The sequence below is a fragment of the Sodalis sp. RH21 genome (assembly GCF_047324175.1).
GTDB lineage: Bacteria > Pseudomonadota > Gammaproteobacteria > Enterobacterales > Enterobacteriaceae > Acerihabitans.
Genome location: NZ_CP178732.1, coordinates 720,929 through 739,470, shown reverse-complemented (window position 1 = coordinate 739,470; position 18,542 = coordinate 720,929). Strand labels below are relative to the sequence as shown.

The 18,542-nt window shown below is 56.5% G+C and carries 18 protein-coding genes; 9 read left to right on the top strand and 9 right to left on the bottom strand.

All coding sequences use genetic code 11. The annotated features are described in order from the left end of the window. Nucleotides 1-101: 101 nt before the first annotated feature. The 5 genes from ACL2XP_RS03450 to ACL2XP_RS03430 all read left to right on the top strand — a co-directional run bounded on the left by ACL2XP_RS03450 (nt 102) and on the right by ACL2XP_RS03430 (nt 5,210). Nucleotides 102-992 (top strand): LysR family transcriptional regulator, encoded by an 891-nt coding sequence (locus ACL2XP_RS03450; protein ID WP_413737173.1) that lies wholly within the window; start codon nt 102-104, stop codon nt 990-992. A gap of 143 nt (nt 993-1,135) precedes the next feature. Beyond that, nucleotides 1,136-1,963, top strand: coding sequence for an ABC transporter ATP-binding protein (locus ACL2XP_RS03445; protein ID WP_413737172.1), 828 nt, complete (start codon nt 1,136-1,138; stop codon nt 1,961-1,963). Continuing rightward, nucleotides 1,960-2,742: an ABC transporter permease gene (locus ACL2XP_RS03440; RefSeq protein WP_413737171.1), complete on the top strand. Its 783-nt coding sequence runs from the start codon at nt 1,960-1,962 to the stop codon at nt 2,740-2,742. Before ACL2XP_RS03445 ends, ACL2XP_RS03440 begins: the two co-directional genes overlap by 4 nt. A gap of 81 nt (nt 2,743-2,823) precedes the next feature. Then, nucleotides 2,824-3,909, top strand: a complete 1,086-nt coding sequence (locus tag ACL2XP_RS03435) for an ABC transporter substrate-binding protein (RefSeq protein ID WP_413737170.1) — start codon at nt 2,824-2,826, stop codon at nt 3,907-3,909. 2 nt (nt 3,910-3,911) lie between these two features. Continuing rightward, a complete protein-coding gene (locus ACL2XP_RS03430) occupies nt 3,912-5,210 on the top strand; it encodes an acyl-CoA thioester hydrolase/BAAT C-terminal domain-containing protein (protein ID WP_413737169.1) in 1,299 nt (432 codons plus the stop codon). Between the two features lie 20 nt (nt 5,211-5,230). On the opposite strand, the gene ACL2XP_RS03425 is transcribed toward ACL2XP_RS03430, so the two are convergent. Continuing rightward, a complete protein-coding gene (locus ACL2XP_RS03425; protein WP_413739073.1) occupies nt 5,231-5,872 on the bottom strand; it encodes an HD domain-containing protein in 642 nt (213 codons plus the stop codon). 116 nt (nt 5,873-5,988) lie between these two features. Here ACL2XP_RS03425 and ACL2XP_RS03420 point away from each other — a divergent pair, with 116 nt between their 5' ends. Then, nucleotides 5,989-6,948, top strand: coding sequence for a GlxA family transcriptional regulator (locus ACL2XP_RS03420; RefSeq protein ID WP_413737168.1), 960 nt, complete (start codon nt 5,989-5,991; stop codon nt 6,946-6,948). 21 nt (nt 6,949-6,969) lie between these two features. Next, nucleotides 6,970-7,578 carry a LysE family translocator gene (locus ACL2XP_RS03415; protein WP_413737167.1) on the top strand — a complete coding sequence of 203 codons (609 nt, stop codon included), beginning with the start codon at nt 6,970-6,972 and terminating at the stop codon, nt 7,576-7,578. 149 nt (nt 7,579-7,727) lie between these two features. On the opposite strand, the gene psiE is transcribed toward ACL2XP_RS03415, so the two are convergent. Beyond that, entirely contained in the window at nt 7,728-8,126 is a 399-nt protein-coding gene (gene psiE / locus ACL2XP_RS03410) for a phosphate-starvation-inducible protein PsiE (protein WP_413737166.1), read from the bottom strand. Between the two features lie 478 nt (nt 8,127-8,604). Between psiE and ACL2XP_RS03405 the strand changes: the two genes are divergently transcribed. Next, nucleotides 8,605-9,420, top strand: a complete 816-nt coding sequence (locus tag ACL2XP_RS03405; RefSeq protein WP_413737165.1) for a CPBP family intramembrane glutamic endopeptidase — start codon at nt 8,605-8,607, stop codon at nt 9,418-9,420. Between the two features lie 43 nt (nt 9,421-9,463). On the opposite strand, the gene ACL2XP_RS03400 is transcribed toward ACL2XP_RS03405, so the two are convergent. From ACL2XP_RS03400 to ACL2XP_RS03375, 6 genes are all read right to left on the bottom strand, one after another. Beyond that, nucleotides 9,464-9,781 carry a hypothetical protein gene (locus ACL2XP_RS03400; RefSeq protein ID WP_413737164.1) on the bottom strand — a complete coding sequence of 106 codons (318 nt, stop codon included), beginning with the start codon at nt 9,779-9,781 and terminating at the stop codon, nt 9,464-9,466. 558 nt (nt 9,782-10,339) lie between these two features. Then, the gene (locus ACL2XP_RS03395; protein ID WP_413737163.1) at nt 10,340-12,124 is read right to left on the bottom strand and encodes a hypothetical protein; all 1,785 of its coding nucleotides are present in this window, start codon (nt 12,122-12,124) and stop codon (nt 10,340-10,342) included. A gap of 2 nt (nt 12,125-12,126) precedes the next feature. Then, entirely contained in the window at nt 12,127-12,576 is a 450-nt protein-coding gene (locus ACL2XP_RS03390; protein ID WP_413737162.1) for a type III secretion system chaperone, read from the bottom strand. Between the two features lie 290 nt (nt 12,577-12,866). After that, on the bottom strand, nt 12,867-13,937 hold the full coding sequence (locus tag ACL2XP_RS03385) for an ABC transporter ATP-binding protein (protein ID WP_413737161.1): 1,071 nt from the start codon (nt 13,935-13,937) through the stop codon (nt 12,867-12,869). Further along, nucleotides 13,930-15,699, bottom strand: coding sequence for an ABC transporter permease (locus ACL2XP_RS03380; RefSeq protein WP_413737160.1), 1,770 nt, complete (start codon nt 15,697-15,699; stop codon nt 13,930-13,932). Before ACL2XP_RS03380 ends, ACL2XP_RS03385 begins: the two co-directional genes overlap by 8 nt. A gap of 94 nt (nt 15,700-15,793) precedes the next feature. Continuing rightward, entirely contained in the window at nt 15,794-16,858 is a 1,065-nt protein-coding gene (locus ACL2XP_RS03375; protein ID WP_413739072.1) for an ABC transporter substrate-binding protein, read from the bottom strand. A gap of 214 nt (nt 16,859-17,072) precedes the next feature. Here ACL2XP_RS03375 and ACL2XP_RS03370 point away from each other — a divergent pair, with 214 nt between their 5' ends. Further along, complete coding sequence (locus ACL2XP_RS03370) at nt 17,073-18,218, top strand: winged helix-turn-helix domain-containing protein (RefSeq protein ID WP_413737159.1); 1,146 nt, start codon at nt 17,073-17,075, stop codon at nt 18,216-18,218. Here ACL2XP_RS03370 and ACL2XP_RS03365 read toward each other — a convergent pair. Beyond that, nucleotides 18,206-18,502 (bottom strand): hypothetical protein, encoded by a 297-nt coding sequence (locus ACL2XP_RS03365; protein WP_413737158.1) that lies wholly within the window; start codon nt 18,500-18,502, stop codon nt 18,206-18,208. The two genes, ACL2XP_RS03370 and ACL2XP_RS03365, sit on opposite strands and share 13 nt — an antisense overlap. Nucleotides 18,503-18,542 lie beyond the last annotated feature (40 nt).

Sequence of the window (18,542 nt, the reverse complement as noted above, 5' to 3'; positions counted from 1 at the left end):
TAAACCATGCCGTCACGACGGCGATGGCAGCCAGTATATTTCCATCTTATCCATGCTACTATCCGCATAATGTGGGATGAACTAGTGAAAATTAACCAGCAATGACCAAACCCGATCTGATCGATTTAAAAGCCCTGGCCGCCATCGCCGCCCACCGCAGCTTTCGCAAGGCGGCGGACGAACTGGGGCTTTCTCCGTCCACGCTCAGCCATATGATGCGGGTGCTGGAGCAAAATATGGGGGTGCGGCTGCTGCACCGCACCACGCGCAGCGTTGCCCCCACCGAAGCGGGGGAACGCCTGATATCGCGCCTGCGCCCGCTGCTGCGCGATCTGGATTTAGCGCTCGAAGAGGTGAATGTTTTTCGCGATCGCCCCAGCGGGGTGCTGCGAATCAATGCGGGCGAGGAGCCGGCCCGGCTATTGCTCGCATCGGTTATTCCGGTATTCCTGGCGCGTTATCCCGAGATGTCCGTGGATCTGAGCACCGAGGGCAAGCTGGTGGATATTGTCGCGGGAGGATTCGACGCGGGCATCCGGCTGGGGGAATCCGTACCGCAGGATATGATTGCCGTGCGCTTCGGCGCCGGCATGCGTTTTCTGGCGGTCGCCTCGCCCGGCTACCTGGCCGGACGCAAGACGCCGCAAACCCCTGACGATCTGCACATGCACGCCTGCATCCGCATACGTATGCCCAGCGGCAAATTTTACCGCTGGGAATTTGCCCGCAACGGGCAGGAGCTAACCGTCGACGTGCCCGGCAACCTGACCCTGGATCACCTGGCGCTGATGGCGTTATCCGCCGCACGCGGCCTGGGCATCGCCTACGTGCCCGATTCGGTGGCGCGGCCCTATAGGGATAGCGGCGCGCTGGTTTGCGTATTGGAAGAGTGGTGCCCGACGATCCCGGGGCTATATCTTTATTACCCCGGCAACCGCCACGTGCCCGCCGGGCTGAGGGCCTTTATCCAGGTATTAAAAGAGCTCGGCTGAGCCGCCCAGTTGATACGTTTTCCTCATATTCAATCCCGGTTTATTTATTAGAGAATAGGCGATTTTCCTCACATACTGGACCCCATCAAACCACCCCAGACCGACGCTCTGAGCTGCTCACAGAATGTGTTAAGGATTTCCATATGGCTGCTGTTTCCTCCTCCTTGCCGGCATCGGTCAACGGGCCGGCGCCATCCCTCGCCGTGCCGCCCGATACGCTGACCGCGGAAAACATTTCGGTCACCTACCGCACGCGCCGGGGGATCATCGAGGCGTTGCACCAGGTTTCGCTGCGCATTGGCCAGGGAGAATTCGTGACGCTGCTCGGGCCGTCGGGCTGCGGCAAATCCACCCTGCTCAAAATCGCCGCCGGACTGCTGCAACCCTCGGCGGGCCGCATCGCCATTGCCGGCACCCCGTCCACCGGCCCCAATCGCGCTATCGGCGTGGCGTTTCAAAAACCGACCCTGATGCCATGGAAAACGGTGCTGCAAAATATCCTGCTCCCGGCCCACACGCTGAAATTGGATATGCGGGCCGCCCGCGACCGGGCCGCCGGGCTGCTGGATCTGATGGGGTTGGGTGAATTCGCCGATAACTATCCCAACGAATTGTCCGGCGGCATGCAGCAGCGGGTGGGCCTGGCGCGCATGCTGCTGGGCGATCCGGAATTATTGTTAATGGATGAGCCTTTTGCCGCCCTGGACGCCATGACCCGGGAAAAACTCACTCTCGAACTACAGCGTATCTGGCTACAGGACCGCAAGTCGGTGCTGTTTATTACCCACAGTATTCCGGAGGCGGTATTTCTCTCGGATCGGGTGCTGGTAATGTCGGCGCGTCCGGGCAAAATCATTGAAGACTACCCCATTCCCCTGGCCCGGCCGCGGTCGCTGGCAACCCTCGATTCCCCGGTATTCAGCGAAGCCTGCCGGCATCTGCGCCGGCATTTTGTGGAGCAAACCCTATGAACCGCCTGCTTTCGATACTGTATCCGCTGATTACCCTGGCCGTGCTGCTGGCCCTGTGGCAGTTGGCCGTGGTGTCGCTGAACATCCCTGAATATATTGTGCCGGCCCCCACCAGCGTCTGGGCCACCCTGGTCGATCTGTTTCGCCAGGGGATTATCTGGAAGCATATCGGCTACACCTTATCGGCCACGCTGATGGGATATGCGCTGGGCAGCACTTTCGCCCTGATCGCCGGCGCCGTGCTGGCGGAATCCAGGACTTTCGAGAAATTCGTTTATCCCCTGCTGGTGGCCATTCAGTCCACGCCTAAAGTCGCGCTGGCGCCGCTGATCCTGGTCTGGTTCGGCTTCGGCATTGCTTCCAAGGTGGTGCTGGTAGTGCTGTTATGTTTTTTCCCTTTATTTATTAATACATTGGTGGGTTTTAAACGGGTTGATGCCGATCTGATTGATGCCTGCCGGGCCTTTTCCGCGTCGCGCTGGTATATCTTTCGCCAGGTCAAACTGCCGTCGGTGGCGGGGGATATTTTCGCCGGCCTGCAAATCGGCATCGCCCTGGCCCTGATTGGCGCCGTGGTGGGGGAACTGGTCTCATCGGAAGCCGGCCTGGGTTATATGATCGGCGCCGCCGCGGCGAATTTAAATGTCAGCACCATGTTTGCCGGCGTATTCCTGCTGGCGATCATCGGCGTTATCGGTTCGCAAAGTATTCGCTGGCTGCATCTGCGGGTGGTGTTTTGGGAAGTCCCCCGCGCCGACGATACGCGCACGGTGCGGTAACATCAGTCCGGTTCGGGTACAGCGGCGCCGGTTAAAAAGACATTATTTAACGAGATACAGCTTAATGAGGCATAGCAATCCATGAAGAAGAGCATTTCCCTACTCGGCGCCCTGGTCGGTTTATCCATGACCTTCGCGGCCCAGGCGGTGGACAATATCGTCGTCGGCCTGAATATCCCCCAGACGGTGGTGGACGGCAGCATTTATAGCGCCGCCGATAAACTCGGCTATTTTAAAGCGGAAAATCTGGCGGTGAAAACCATTGTATTCCAGGGCGCGGGCGCCCTTCTGCCGCAGGTTTACACCAAAAAAATCGATATCGGGTTCCCGCTGCCCGAGCCGGTGCTGTCCTCTTATGCCCCCGGCAAACAGCCGCTGCCGGTGCGGTTTTTCTATAACGCCCGGCCCTCCGGGGGGATGGAATTGGCCGTGCTCGATAGTTCCCCCATAAAAACCCTCGCCGATCTGAAAGGTAAAAAAATCGGCGTCGGCGCGCTGACCTGGGCGTCGATTCCCCAAACCCGCGCCGTGCTCGCCAAACAGGGCCTCAATCCCGATAAAGACGTTCAGGTCGTGGCCACCGGCGCGCTGGGCGCGGGATTTCTGGCGCTGAAAGAAGGCCGGGTGGACGCACTCAACTTTAACCAAAGCTGGCATGATATGCTGGAGCAAAGCGGCACCAAAATACGCCGGCTTTCCTACCCGCCCGAGTTCGCCTCCATGGTCGGCAACGGTTTTGTGGCCCATGTCGATACCCTGCGCGAGCGCCCCGCCATGCTCACCGGTTTCGCCCGCGCCATAACCAAGGCGACCCTGGCCTGCGAAGCCAATCCCGCCTATTGCGTCCAGACGTTCTGGCAGGCGCAGCCCGAGCTCAAGCCTGCCGCCGATGTCTATCAGGCCAGATTGAAAGAGGCCGTGTTCCTGCTGGAACGCCGGCTAAAACGCACGTTATATGCCCCTGACGGGCAACCCCTGGTGCCGGGGGAATACGATCTGGACGCCATCGCCCGCTACGTGGCGCTAATGCATGACGCGGGCGAGCTGGACGTCGCCAGCGTGCCCGTGGATAAGATTTTCACCAATGCGCTGGTCCCCGGGATCAACCATTTCGACCAACAGGCCGTACGGCAACAGGCCCGCGCCGCAAAAATCGAGGAGAACTGATCATGGCTTTGACCCTCGCCGTTACCCCCTCCGTCGCGCCGGTGGATCAACCGCGCCAGATTCGCGTAGCCGGTTTGCAGCCCGGCGCCCTGGTGGAGATCAACGCTGAGTCCCACACCGCCGATGGCGCGGCGTGGCGCAGCCATGCGCGCTTTGCCGCGGCGGACGACGGCAGCGTGGATTTGCTGCGCGACGCCCCGCTCGCCGGTGATTACCAGGGCATCGACGGCCAGGGTTTACTTTGGTCGCAGCGGCAGGTCGCGCCCCCCGCCGGCGCCGCCGATCCCGCCGCCCTGGCGCCGATAACGGTGCAGATCCGCGCCAGCGTCCGCGCCGCCGATGGCGTGGAGGAGACAGCCGAGGCGCCTTTGGTGCAGCAGCTGCTCGCCGACGGCGTGACTTATCGCCGCATTGAAGAGGACGGCGTGGTCGGCGGGCTGTACACGCCCGCCGGGCCGGGGCCGCATCCGGCGGTGATCTATCTCAATGGGTCCGGCGGCGGCATTAACCACCAGCGGGCGGCGCTGCTGGCGTCGCACGGCTATGCGGCCCTGGCGCTGGGATATTTCGCCGCGCCCGGCCTGCCGGCGTATATTTCGGCCACGCCGCTGGAATATTTCGCCAACGCCCTGGACTGGGTGCGCCGCCGGCTGCAACCCCGCCACGGCTTTGTCGCGCTCAGCGGCCAATCGCGCGGCGGGGAATTATCGCTGCTGCTGGCCGCCACGTTTCCCGACCGGGTCTCGGCGGTAATCGCCTATGTGCCCAGCGCGGTTACCCATGGGGTATTGCTGGCCGGCCGGCCGGGCGAAAGCCGCTTTGCGCCTTGCTGGACCTACCGGGGCAACCCGGTGCCGACGGTCTGGCGGAATAACGAGTTGCCGGACGTTTGGCGCAGGGTGGATACGTCGCCCGAACCGCGGCGCCAGGCCGTGGTATTCGCCCGCGCCCAGGAAAATGCGGCGGCGGTGGCCGCCGCCCGCATCCCGGTGGAAAATATGCGCTGCCCGGTGCTGCTGATTTCCGGCGGGGACGATGGGTTCTGGCCGTCCACCGACTACTGCCGGTGGATAAAACGCCAGCTTGAGGATCGCGGCTATGAATATAGCGTCGGCCATCTCGATTACCCGTTGGCCGGGCACGGCATCGCCACCCCGTATGTTCCCGCCACGCTTATCAATAAACCCCATGCGGTGTCGGGAATCACCATGGCCGCCGGCGGCACCCCCGCCGCCAATGCGTACGCCGCGGCCGATTCCTGGCGGCGAAGCCTGGCCTTCCTGGATAAGATAATCCGCTGACGGCGGGCGTAAGCCGCGGCTTATCCTTGCCAGCGCGACGCGCGGATAATGGAACAGAAATTGCCGGCAATAAAATCAGGTTCCTTGTCGGCGATGACATTGGCTTTGACATTGCCAAAGGTAGTCTCGGGCTTGTGCTTGATGCCGTCATAAAACGCCTGGATGATATCTTCTTTAAACGCCGGGGTCCGGGGATGTTCAGCCACGACCTGTTGCCGTATGTCATCCGGATAGGCGGTATAATTAATCCCCAGCACGTCCATTTCCACGCCGGCGGTCACCAGGGCGATTTCCGGCGCCATGAATTCCGGGATCCCCGGCGTGGTATGCAGGGCGATGGCGGTCCAGACCTTATCGATATCCTCCTGGCCGATCCCGTAGCGGGTTAAAAAATCCCTGGCCGCATTGGCGCCATCCACTTCAAACCGCTTATCGCAGCTGCAATGCTCGTGGGTCAGCCCCATATCGTGGAACATACAGCCGATATACAGTAATTCCCCATCGACTTTCAGTCCCCGCTGTTGTCCCGCCAGCGCGCCCCAATAATAGGTGCGGCTGGAGTGATGAAACAGTAAGGAAGACTCGGTGTCGCGTACCAGTTCCGTCGCTTCCCGCGCCATTGGGGTATCGGGGATGCGGATGCCGTGAATAGTAAAAGCCATGATAGTGATCTCCGGTGGATTGACCTGGCTAAGATAATCGCTCATGCTGACTGTCATCAATCATCGCATTACGACGATTTAAGCCAAAACGCGCTAAGCGGACATGGAGTTATCAAATGAGCAAACTTATCGTCTGCCTGGCCTGGCCGGGTGTACAGCTGCTGGATATTTCCGGGCCCCTGGATGTGTTTGCCGAAGCCAATACGCTGCTGGGGCGCGAAATCTACCGATTACGGGTCATGGGGCTAAACCATGAAACCATCGTCTCGTCATCCGGCGTTAAAATCCTGCCGGATCTCGCGTTGCAGGAGCCGCTCGGGTCGTGCGATACCTTTCTGGTGGCGGGGGCCCCCAATGCCGGGGCCATCGCGCCGACGCCGGCGGTCGCGGCCGCGCTGCAGGCCTGGTGCCGGCGCAGCCGGCGTTATGGCTCCATCTGCACCGGGGCGCTGCTCCTGGCCGGCTGCGGGTTGTTGGACGGCTACCGGGTCACTACCCACTGGGCGGTGGCCGAAGAACTGGCGAACCGTTATCCGCGGGTAGTGGTGAACCCCGATGAGCTTTATGTGTGCGACGGGCCGCTGCGCACCGCTGCGGGGGTGACCTCCGGCCTCGATTTGGCCCTGAAGATGGTGGAAGAGGATCTCGGCCGGGACGTGGCGCTGGAGATTGCCGCCAATTTAGTGATGTTCTTTAAACGCCCGGTGGGCCAACTCCATTTTAGCCGTCGGGGCAGAACGTCGCTGGCGGGCCGTTCGTCGCTGCAGGACCTCCAGCGCTGGGCGATCGCCCATCTCGACGCGATAAAAAATGTCAAAACCCTCGCCGGGCACATGAATCTGAGCGTTCGCCATTTTACGCGTATTTTCCAGCAGGAACTGAACACCACGCCGGCGGAGTGGCTGGAACAGGAAAGAGTGGCCAAAGCCCGTTATTTACTGGAATCAAGCCCGGCGGCGCCTAAAGAAATCGCTGCCGAATGCGGTTTTTCCAGCGTCGATATCCTGCGCCGCACCTTTTTGCGGCAGCTTAACACCACGCCGACGGAATACCGCAAATACTATCTGGGCAATTAATTAACGGGAGAGGGCTACTTTATGGATCTGGCGGGTTTTTTACTGGCGATATTCCCCATAGCGCTCTCACCCGGGGCCAGCTTTACCCTGGGGATGACCAATGCCGTCAACCAGGGCGCCCGCGGGCTGCCGACGGTGATAATCGGCACGGCGCTGGGCATTTATACCCACGCCTTTTTAGCCGGGCTGGGCATCACCACCCTGGTCGCCCATTATGGCGTTTTACTTACCGGCATAAAGCTTTTCGGCACGCTCTATTTAACCTACCTGGCGATAAAATTAATTAACGCCGGCCTAAGCCGGGCGCCCGCGGCGGGGCAAGCCGGGGCCAAAGCCATCGGCATCAAGGAAGCGTACGCGGCGAATGTGCTCAACGCCAAGGCGATTTTATTATACCTTGCCGTGGCGCCGCAATTTTTGCCCGCGGCGCAAATGACCCTGTGGAATTTTGGCGTTCTGGCATCGATTCACATTGCCATCATGGCGGTCTGGCTGGTGGTGGCCGGTTATTTGCTTATTGTCGCCGCGGCCAAAGTCAATTTTGCCCTGCTGACCAAAATCATCAATATCGGCGGCGGCGGCCTATTGCTGTATTTTACCCTGGCCCCTTACCTGCACGTATCATTTTGACCGCGCCGGCATTCCCCTCGCCGAGCCGTCGAATGCGTCAGGGGAGTGGCTGATAGCCCAGGGCTGACGGCGCAATACTGCGCCGCGGCCAAGGCGGATTATCGGTAGCCTGTCCGCCGCCGTTGAACGGCGGCGGCTTCGCGCCCGGGTTACTCGCGTTTAAGACGATTGCTATTGGCCAGCCACAGCGTAATCACCAGAATCAGGATCGCCGCCGAGTAAAAGAGGGTATCCTGCGGGTTTTTATGATCGATAATAATCAGGCGGATAATGGCGGTAATGCCGATATAGACAAAGTAGCGCAGCGGAAAGTGGTAACCGGACTGGAAATATTTCACAATCAGCGCAATAAACTCAAAATAAAGAAAATAATTTACAATACCTTCAATCAGTAAAAACGAGGACGCCTGATCGTCGGTATTCAGCATCGCCCAAGCTAAGTGAAGCGTTTCCTTGCCTAAAAATACGATCAGAATCAGGCCCAGGAATACCAGGCCAATATTTAAAATCATCTGCAGCGCGCTCGCCACACGCAGACTGGTAATCATATCCACACCTCATTGCCATCGTTATTCGCAGAGAAATCACTGCCAGCATAACATGACTTTGTGTGACGCAGATCACAATTTTAAGCGCTATGACGTGTTTTGAACGGCCGGTGCCACAAAAGATAGGAAGCCAGATAAGGCGCCGATAGTTGCCCGGCGCTTGAAAATATAAGATAAAATCAATTAAATTCTGAAAGTCCGCGGGCGTGCTATGCGCTGGCTATACTGACATGCGATATTAATAGGCATAAAATATAATTTACTGATTATTGATAAAATCATTATCCGTCTAATCTTAACCGCCGCTATTAATATTTATCCCTGAATTCAGGCCGCGGTACGGATTGATTTTCATCCGGCATAATAAATTATTTATTTCACTTTTCCAGCGCGTTCAATCTATGATAAAACACTGAGCACAAAACAATAACGTTATTAGATCGCATAACGTTAACAGGGACGTTAAACGGGGGTTATAATGTGGGTGTTACTTGCCGCTGCGCTGGCTTTTTTGCCCTTCCGGCGGTATCCGGCAATTTTTTTATTATCCGCCGCCGTGGCGTGGGCCTATTTCCAAGGGGTATTGACCCTTTATGCCATCGGTTTTCTCATAGCCTGCGCCGTCATCGCGCGGACCGCCCGCGCACCGTTGAATAAGCAAACCTTGGCGGTGGTTCGTGAAGCGGCGCTGGTGCTGGCGTCGCTGGCCCTGTTCCTGCATAAGGCGCCGGGGTTCAGCAATCCCAAGATATTGGACGGCGTGGTGGCCGGGGCCCATAGCGCGCCGTTAACGCTATATTTTAATTTTGATAAAGCAATCATTCCGTTTTTACTGTTAGCCGCCCTGCCGACGCTATTTTATTATCGGCGCTCGTCAACCCAGCCCCGCTGGCACTGGCTGTTGCTGATAATCAGCGTACCCTTGCTACTTTTGCTAGCCGTGGGGACGGGGGGGCTGGCCATTGAACCGCATAATCCGCCGTGGTTGTGGACTTTTATTCTGGCAAATCTGTTTTTTGTTTCCCTGGCCGAAGAAGCGCTGTTTCGCGGATATTTACAGCAACGCTTATCGGGTTGGCTGGGCAATTATGCCGGATTATTTATCACCGCCGCCATTTTTGGCGCTGCGCATATCGGCGGCGGCGCGCTGCTGGCGATCTTTGCGGGTTTGGCGGGGGTTATTTACGGACTGGGCTGGTTATGGAGCGGCCGGCTGTGGGTGGCCACGCTATTTCATTTTGCGCTAAACCTGCTGCATTTATTGTTTTTTACCTATCCGTTTTATCAGCGGTAAGGCGGTATTAAATAATGCCTGCCCGGTGGGATATCAGCGCCGTTTAATCGTCGTTCACCACTTCAACTTTCAATTTTTTGCTGTTTAGCACGCCTTTCAATTGATAGAGAACGCTGTTGTCGCCGCAGCTCACCAGCACATCCCCATCCCAGTCCATACGTAGCCGGCTCGGTGACGGGCAGCGATATCCGGCGTGCTTGATGGCCTGCTGCGCCATTTGATCGAGTTTTATCTGCCGCGGGCTGGTCATATTATGCAGCGCGGGCACGCGCCACCCGTCCGCGTCGGCAAACAGCCTCGACAGCGCAAACAGCAGCAAAGTAATCACAAACAGAGCGTTCAGATGGCGAGTATCATTCATCTTGAGATGCCCAACGATAGAAAGCGCAACTGTAGCCGAGAAATACCCCTTAGACAATGATATGGCGCTATCTTTTCGCAAACCAGATCACGTGCAGCCGTTTCCTATGTCGGGGGCGCATGTCCACGCGGATCACCCTATCCGGCACGGCCGCAATGGATAAGCCCGGAGGATAACGCCGCAGGGCCGACCCGGACCGCGGCTTAAGGCACCGCGACCACGGAAATGATGCGGAAACCGGCGGACCCGGCCTTATGAAACCTTGCAGTGTCTTCACTCACCGCCTCCGAGACCTCGGGGCTTAAAACGGTAAGCTGATTGTCGCTGGTTAAAAACAGTTCTTCGGCATGGGCCGTGGTCCCATCATTATGTTCATAAGCCACTTTGTATGTCGCACTCAAAATATCTCACCTTGTTTCAATCATTAACCAGTAGGCACCAAAAAAGCCCCGTTGGCGCTACCCAGAGGTTACGGGGTATGACAACATTATAATACTAACTTTAGCATTCGGCAGAGGTTTATTGATGAACATTAACACGTCATGGCGATTAGCCGGGTTAACATGTCGAGACCATTTCAAAAGCCGTTTTTAAAACGCCCCGATTAAGAAACGTTATCTGAGAACCCGTGCCGGTATCCTTTGATGCGTCAACCAGTAGCTCCTCTCTTAAAGAGATATGGGTATCCGAAACATTCATCTCCTGTTTCTCAAGACCTTTCTCATTAAAAAGCATATGTATTTTTACCGTAGATGATATATTCCCTTGGTTATGTCCCAAGGTTTTCAATGCCTGGGGAGTCTTGCCATACGCCGACACCGGCCATTTCAAGGTAATATCAATATCTACCCCATTTTGTTTGCTTACCACAAAGCCGACTTCGGGCTTTTCGATTTTCATCCATATATCATTGGCAAGAACCATGTCCGGCTGCCGATAGGTAAATTGACCAAGCACCTGTTTCTGCACGGATTGAGTAATACTTTCCGGGATCAGATACCGGCTCAGGGCCATCAAGCTCATCGCATTATTATCGACGATTTCCGATAATTGCGCTAATTGACGCAGTTGCGCATGGGTTAGCCCATGCTGGCTGCCAAAAATATTATTCGCATGTGAAATAACTTGATTGCCCATCCCCAGTATCCAGCGGCCATAGCTTTGGTGGGCGTTATCCACTTTCAGGTCGATGCCCGCTTTAAAGGCGTTAATGAATGCGCCATCAGCAAAATAAGAAGCAATTTCTGCGGGATGGTGAACCGGCACGCGAAAATCGGCATGCATAAAATCCACAAGTTTTGATGATGGCGGATGGTTTATAGCATGATTGGCCGATATGGACTCAATACCGCCAGACCAGTTCTGCGCCACTTTAATTTCTGGCGCGGGCAACCGGGATATGAATGTTCTGATATTTTTACACTGCTGTCGCAGAGGTTCGCGCACACCGGCTGGTAACTTGGCGACATTCATATCAAGGATAACGTTTTGATCGGTAGCGTGGGCCATCATGACAATTCTGGCGAAGTCTTTCGGGGTAATATTTTCTGTAACCGCCAAATCACTCGGCCAACATTCAGTATATACGGTAGAAAGCTCTTTTTCGCTCAGCGGCAACTGCAATAAATTTTGCAGATTATCCAATTGGCGGCAAACCGATGTGACCAGGCCCGGCATTTTCCCGGCGATGGCTTCTATGGTCTGTAGACCGAAAGGCGGTGGCGGCAATGAGCCAGGGTCTGAAGTCAAAGATTGGTGTAACTTCCAGGCGGCCATATGGTGCAATGGGGACGTTGGCTGATATTCAGGCCGATTTAATATGGCGCGTTTCAGTGCCGACATAAAGGTGGCTGACACTATCTTGCCGCCAAAAAAACCGGATAACGCATTATCCAGGGCGAGTTTTAAGACATTCTCTCCGCCGTCCTGTTGTTTCAACGCCACCAGAACGCGCTCCAAAGCATGATCTTGCAGCAATAAAGGGCCAAGATACCGAGCAACGCCGGAAGCCATTTTCTGTGCAAATTCGCCCTGGCCCTTGGATTGCAGGATTAACTCAACCAGGGGAGCCACGCCATCTTCGACCTGCCGGCGCGTATTGCCGAACAATACGCTGCGTCCCTGGTTAACGATACTAGCGCTGCGTTTGCCGAGCATCCGGTTGGACACAGCCAAATTCTGCGCCAGCGAGACCGTATCCGTAATAATCTTTTTGGCCAGGACATTACGTGTGACCGAGCCGCCGGTAGTCCGTTTTGCCAGGCCATTTAGTATGTTACTTTTATCCAATATACTATAGGCGGCAATACTGGCGCCAAATTTTGGCAACGAAACGCTATTCATTATTATCTCCGCGATTGAAAATGCTGGGTGGCCGAAAATGCTCCCTGGTTAACGCTGGATAATTGTCCGATTTTAGGTAAATTTTCTTGCCAGTATTGTACCTGCTCAACTAGCGTCTCAATGCGTTCCATTGCCTTATCCGGCTCAATACCATCCAGGTCAAACAGACAAAATAATAAAACCCGCTGTCCCCCGGCATCATAACCAAACCAACAGCGGCCGGTGGCAACGCCAAATAAATGAATTTGCAGTAAAGAAGCAAAAAAATCATCAGGCAACACGTTGGTTATCTGCATTACCGGCGAAAATAAATAGACGTGGCCATCGTGATATTCAAAGGTAATATCAATATTATTGTCGAAGCGGAGGGTGCAGCCGCCGCTATGTATTGCTTCATTAATATCCAGATGAGTCTCAGCAGAGAGTAACTTTAACAATTCAGGGAATATCATTATTTACCTTGTTATACCTTCTGTTAATTGATATTAAAATTCGCAGTGATGCGTGTTTAAAACACTGACGGAAACGGCTATCGTTGTTGTATGGATATACAAAAAATACAATCATTATCCTTCTAATCTATAGCAATGATACCATTATCAATTCAGCGAACTTTCAAATAACGCTTATTTGGATCATCGATAGCAAGAAAATCATGGTAGCTATTTCCATAAAAGCGCCCCCCATGCGAGCCGGCCGACGAAAAGCATAGCCGGCTCGCATGGGGGGGGTGAATCCGCGCTCAGGCCCGGGGGAAAATCCATACATCTTTAGCCGGGAGCGACAGGCGGTAAAGCTGCTGGTCCCGCGCCTCGGCGCCATAGGCGCGCACCACGAAATCGTCGCCGGCGGTGCGGAATAAATATTCCCAGCGATCGCCGAGAAACATGCTGGTAAGCAACTGCAGCTCAAGGGAATTATCTTGCGCTTCCGACTCCATGCGCACCCGTTCGACGCGGATTACCGCGGTTCCTTCCTCCCCGGCCTGCACACCCTCCCCCGCCTGGCCCCACAGCGCCCAGCCCAGGCCCTCGATGCGCGCTTGGCCGTCCAGCACTTCCACGATTTTACCGTGCAAACGGTTATTGCTGCCCATAAATTCGGCGGTAAACAACGTGGATGGCGTACCGTACATTTCTTGCGGCGTGCCCTGCTGCTCGATTTTACCGTTATTGAGCAGCAGGATGCGATCGGAAATCGCCATCGCTTCGTTCTGGTCGTGCGTGACCATCAGCGCCGACAGGCCGAGTTTGATGATCAATTCGCGCAAAAATACCCGCGCCTCTTCGCGCAGCTTGGCGTCCAGGTTGGACAGCGGCTCATCCAGCAAAATAACCGGCGGGTTGTAGACCAGCGCCCGTCCGATAGCCACGCGCTGTTGCTGGCCGCCGGAAAGCTGGTGCGGATGACGCTTGCCCAGATGCCCCAGCCCCAGTTGGTCCAGCACCGCCTGCACCCGCTGAGTGATTTCAGCGGACGACACTTTGCGCAATTGCAGCGGATAGGCCACGTTGTCGAATACGGTTTTGTGCGGCCACAGGGCGTAGGACTGGAAGACCAGGCCGAGGTTGCGCTCTTCGGCGGGTATTTCACTGCGCGGGCTGCCGTCATACACCGTATTGCGTCCGATCACGATCTTGCCCTGCGTCGGTTTCTCAAGACCGGCGACCGCCCGCAACAGGGTGGTTTTACCGCTGCCCGAAGGCCCTAGCAGCGACACCACTTCACCGCGCCTGAGCTGCATGGACACGCCCTTTAACACCGGATTGTCGCCATAGGTCAAATGCAGGTTTTCCACTGATAGCTCAATCATGTATTTTCACTCCGAAACGCAGGGCGATACCCAAACCCACTACAACCAGCAGGATGTTGATAAAGGAAAGCGCGGCGACGATATCAATCGCCCCCGCGGCCCATAGCGACACCAGCATCGAACCGATGGTTTCGGTGCCCGGCGACAGCAAATAGACCCCGGTGGAATATTCCCGCTCGAAGATCAGGAACATCAGCAACCAGGAACCGATGAGGCCGTAGCGCGATAAAGGGATCGTGACGTGGCGGGTAATTTGCCCGCGCGTCGCGCCGGTGCTGCGCGCGGCCTCTTCCAGCTCGGGGGCGACTTGCAGCAAGGTCGAGGAAATCAGCCGCAGGCCGTACGCCATCCACACCACGGTATAGGCCAGCCATACGCTGAAAATGGTGCTGCGCAGTGAACGCAGCCAGACCACCAGGTTATCACGCAGCCATTGGGACACCGGCAGCCCCGACAGCCAGCCGGATTTCAGCGCATTGTCGAGCCACATCGGCAGGAACAGGAATACCCACAAAAATGCCAGACCGGCCAGCAGGCCCGGCACCGCGCGGGGCACCAGCACGCTGTAGTCCAGGAAACGGGTCACATTATCCGGTTTGCGGTGCATGGCGATGCCGATAAACAGATAGCACGCCACCGCCAACGCGCCGCCGATCACGCCGATGGCCATGGAGTTGACGATGGCCCGCAGCAGGTTCGGCTGCTGCCAGATAGTGCGAAAGGTGTTCAGCGACAGTTCGTCCCAAATGGAAACACCGACGCCCCAGTTGGAGACAAAGGCCCGCAACACCACCCCGATCAGCGGCACCCCGATGGTGACCGTCAGCCAAAAAACCACCACGGCGCCCGCCACCCAGCGCCATTTACCCAGCGGCAACGCCCTGGCCTGGGAAGCCTTGCCTTTAAGGGTAACGAAGCGGTTGGCGGTTCTCATCAAGCGGCGTTGCAGCATCACCAGCGGAATCGTGATGCATATCAGCACCACCGCCACCGCCGCCATCAGATGATACGACGGCGTGCCGAGCTTATTGGTGAGCTGGTAAAGGTAGGTCGCCAGCACCAGATTGCCCTCCGGGTCGCCCAGGACCAGCATCAGGCCAAATACTTCCAGCCCGAGGAAGAACAGCAGAACGCTGGCATAGAGAATCGACGGACGTACCATCGGCAGGCTGACGGCGGTCATCACTTGCAAGGGAGAGGCGCCGGCGATGCGCGCGGCCTCTTCCACATCCGATCCGACGCTGCGCAGCGCCGAGGAGATATAGAGGTAAGCGTGCGGAACATGGGTCAGTCCGGCGATCGCCACAATGCTTGACATGGCGTAAATATTCCACGGCACGAAGCCGAATACCGACTCCATCCACAGCGAGAAGAATCCCGCCGGCCCGGTGGCCACCACATAACCAAAAGCGAGCACCATCGGCGACACGAAAACCGGCACCAGGATCAGCGGTTCGATCAGGCGTCGGCCTGGCAAGTCGGTACGCACCATCAGGAAAGCCAGAATCCCCCCCAGCGGAATCGCTATCACCACCAGTCCGAACGCCAGGATAAAGCCGCTTTTCAGCGCCTTATAAAAATCCGGATCGGTAAAAATAAAACCAAAAGATTCAAGGCTCCATTCTTTGGATGGCGAGAAAAAGGGGGCTGAAAGAAAGCTTTGAATTACGATAAATGACAGCGGTATATAGATAACCAACGCGGTTATCAGCACCACTAAGCTGCGCGGCAGACTCTGCCACTTTCTGCGCATTGCTTTCATGTGTAATCCCTTTGGTTAAGAACCTGGCACGGCGCGATCGGGCTACAACAAGGCGATACGCGCCATTGGGCTGGCGCGTATCCGGGTCATGGCATTATTTTGGGGCGGCGGCGCGCCACTGTTTGATATAATCCAGCCGTTTTTTCTGCTGTAAATATTCCAGCAGGGTTTCATCGACCGGGATCGGTTTGAGCGCATTGCCTAGCATTTTGGTCATGCCGTCGATATCATTTTTACCTTCGATATCATTACGGATTGACGGAATGTCGGCCTGGTTGGCAAGAATAGCCTGGCCTTTTTCGGACAGGATATAGTCAAGCCACAGTTTGGCCGCATTGGCGTTTTTGGTGTCTTTGCTGATAAAGGCCACCCGGGACAGGACCAGGGTGTAATCCTTCGGATAGGAGATGCCCAATGAAGGGTCGGTTTTGGCGCGGGCTTCCGCGTAAGACCCGAGGATGTTAAAGCCAATCAGGTTTTCGCCCGACGATACCCTTTCCATCATGGTGCCGGTGGAAGACTGTACGGTCAAACCGCCTTTGGCGACGTCGGCCAGGGTGGCGAAATAGTTCGGGTCCGCTTTATAGTCCTGCACGGAAAGCATGAAACCCAGACCGGACTTTTCGATGTCATAGGTGGTGACTTTCTTTTTGAATTTGTCTGTCTGGCCGGCAATCAGTTTAGCCAGCGCGGCGTGCGAGTCCGGCACATCGCCCTGCGGGATCAGCCGTTTGTTATAGATGAATACCACCGGTTCGTAAGTCGTGCCATAGGCTTTATCTTTCCATACCGCCCATTTCGGCAACTGCCCTTGTTCGGGAGAGATATATTCTTCGGCATAATCGACGGCCAGTTTCAGCGCGGTGTCCATCGAGGAACTCCACACCACGTCGCCGCTGGTGCCGCCCGCCGCCTGTTCGCTGATATAACGGTTGTACAGTTCGGTACTGTTCATATCGTTATATTCGACTTTAATGCCGGGATAGGTTTGCTCAAAACCCTGAATTAACGGGCCCGCCGCTTTGGTATCGGTGGTGGAATAAATCACCACTTTGCCTTCTTTTTTCGCGCCATCCACCAGCTTCTGATAGTCCGCCGGGTAACCTGCGGGTTGCTGGGCAATAGCCGGGGCAGAGGTTAATATTGCCATTGCAACCATGGACACGCCGATCTTTATAAGCATAGTTATATTCCTAATTGCATTTAACATACAAAGAATCAACATATAATCAACAACTATCCATAGGCAACGAAGTAATGTTATAAATTCCTGTTTTGGGAGGCCGGTCTATTTTTGGACGGTGAAAGGCAAAATTATTTGCCACACGAACGCGCCATCCCCATTATTACGGCTTAGCAGCAGGAGAACGGAATTGAATAGCCCATCATTGCCCATCGCCCCCGCGTTAGCCCGTCGGATCTGGCTACAGGCGCAATGCCTTGACCGGGAATCCCCGTTTGGCGAGGGGTCGGAGGCGGTAAAAAATGCGATAAACCATCTGGGTTACGTGCAGATTGACACGATCAATGTCATTGAGCGCAGCCACCATCATATCTTGTTTACCCGCCTGCCGGACTACGCGCGTTCCGACCTGGAGCAGGCGCAGTCGGCGGATAAATCGGTATTCGAATATTGGACCCACGCGCTGGCCTACGTCCCCACTGAAGACTATCGTTTTTTCATGCCGGCGATGGCGCGCCACCGCGCCGCGCCTCAGGGTTCGTTCGCGGCGGTAGACCCCGCGGCGTATGCGGCGCTGTTAAAACGCATCCGCGCGGACGGCCCGCTGTCGATTCGCGATATTGACGAACAGCTGGTGGAGAAGACCCATCCCTGGGGCAGCCGCAAGCCGTCGAGGCAAGCGCTGCGCCTGGGTTTTTTCACCGGCGATCTGGCTATCAGCAAACGCTCGGGCATGCTTAAGAACTATGAGCTGACGCAGCGCCATTTCGGCTGGCGCCGCCGTCCGAAATGCGCCACCGAGGCGCAATTCGCCCAGTATCTCCTCGACCGCGCCATCCGGGCGCAGGGCATGGTGAGCCTTGACTCGATCTGCTTTGGCAACCTGAAGATGAAAGCGGCCATCGCCGGTTTGATTGAAACCGGCGTGCGCCGCAAGCGCCTGGTGCCGGTGCATATCGAAAACCATCACGCCGTCCAGCATTGGGTGAGGCCGGCAACGCTGGATACCATCGCGCCCCTCGCGCCCGTCGACCCGCGGGTGCATATTTTATCCCCCTTCGATCCCCTGGTTATCCAGCGCAAGCGGCTGAATCTGTTTTTCGGCTACGAACACCGGTTCGAAGCCTACGTGCCCGCCGCCAAGCGCGTCCTCGGCTACTTCGCGCTGCCGGTGCTGATGGGTGACGAGATCGCGGCCGTCCTCGATCTCAAGGCCGATCGCCGCGCGGGCCGGCTAGTGATGCAGCAATGGACCTGGGCCGCACGGGAGCGGTCCGGATTGAAGGAAGCCATCGAAGACGCGCTGACCCGCTTCGAACGCTTTCAATTGGCCTGAAAGCCGTCGGTTCGGCGCCCCAAACTGCCGGCAAAGCGTTCGGCCAGCCCCTGGCTCTGGAAGGCGTCGACCGCATAATCGACAAAGACCCGGGTCTTGGACGAAATCAGCGTGCGCGAGGCGTAATACAGGGATATCGCGCCGGCATCGGCATACCAGTTCGGCAATAAGCGGATCGGATCGCCGCTTGCCAATTCGGGCAAGACGTCGGCCAGCGTCAGCATCGACACGCCCAGGCGGCTATCGGCGCCGGCGCGTTGATCGGCGGCGTGGTGGTCGATCATTTCGGCGTGACCAGCGCGTTGTTGCTAGGCGGGGGAGCGG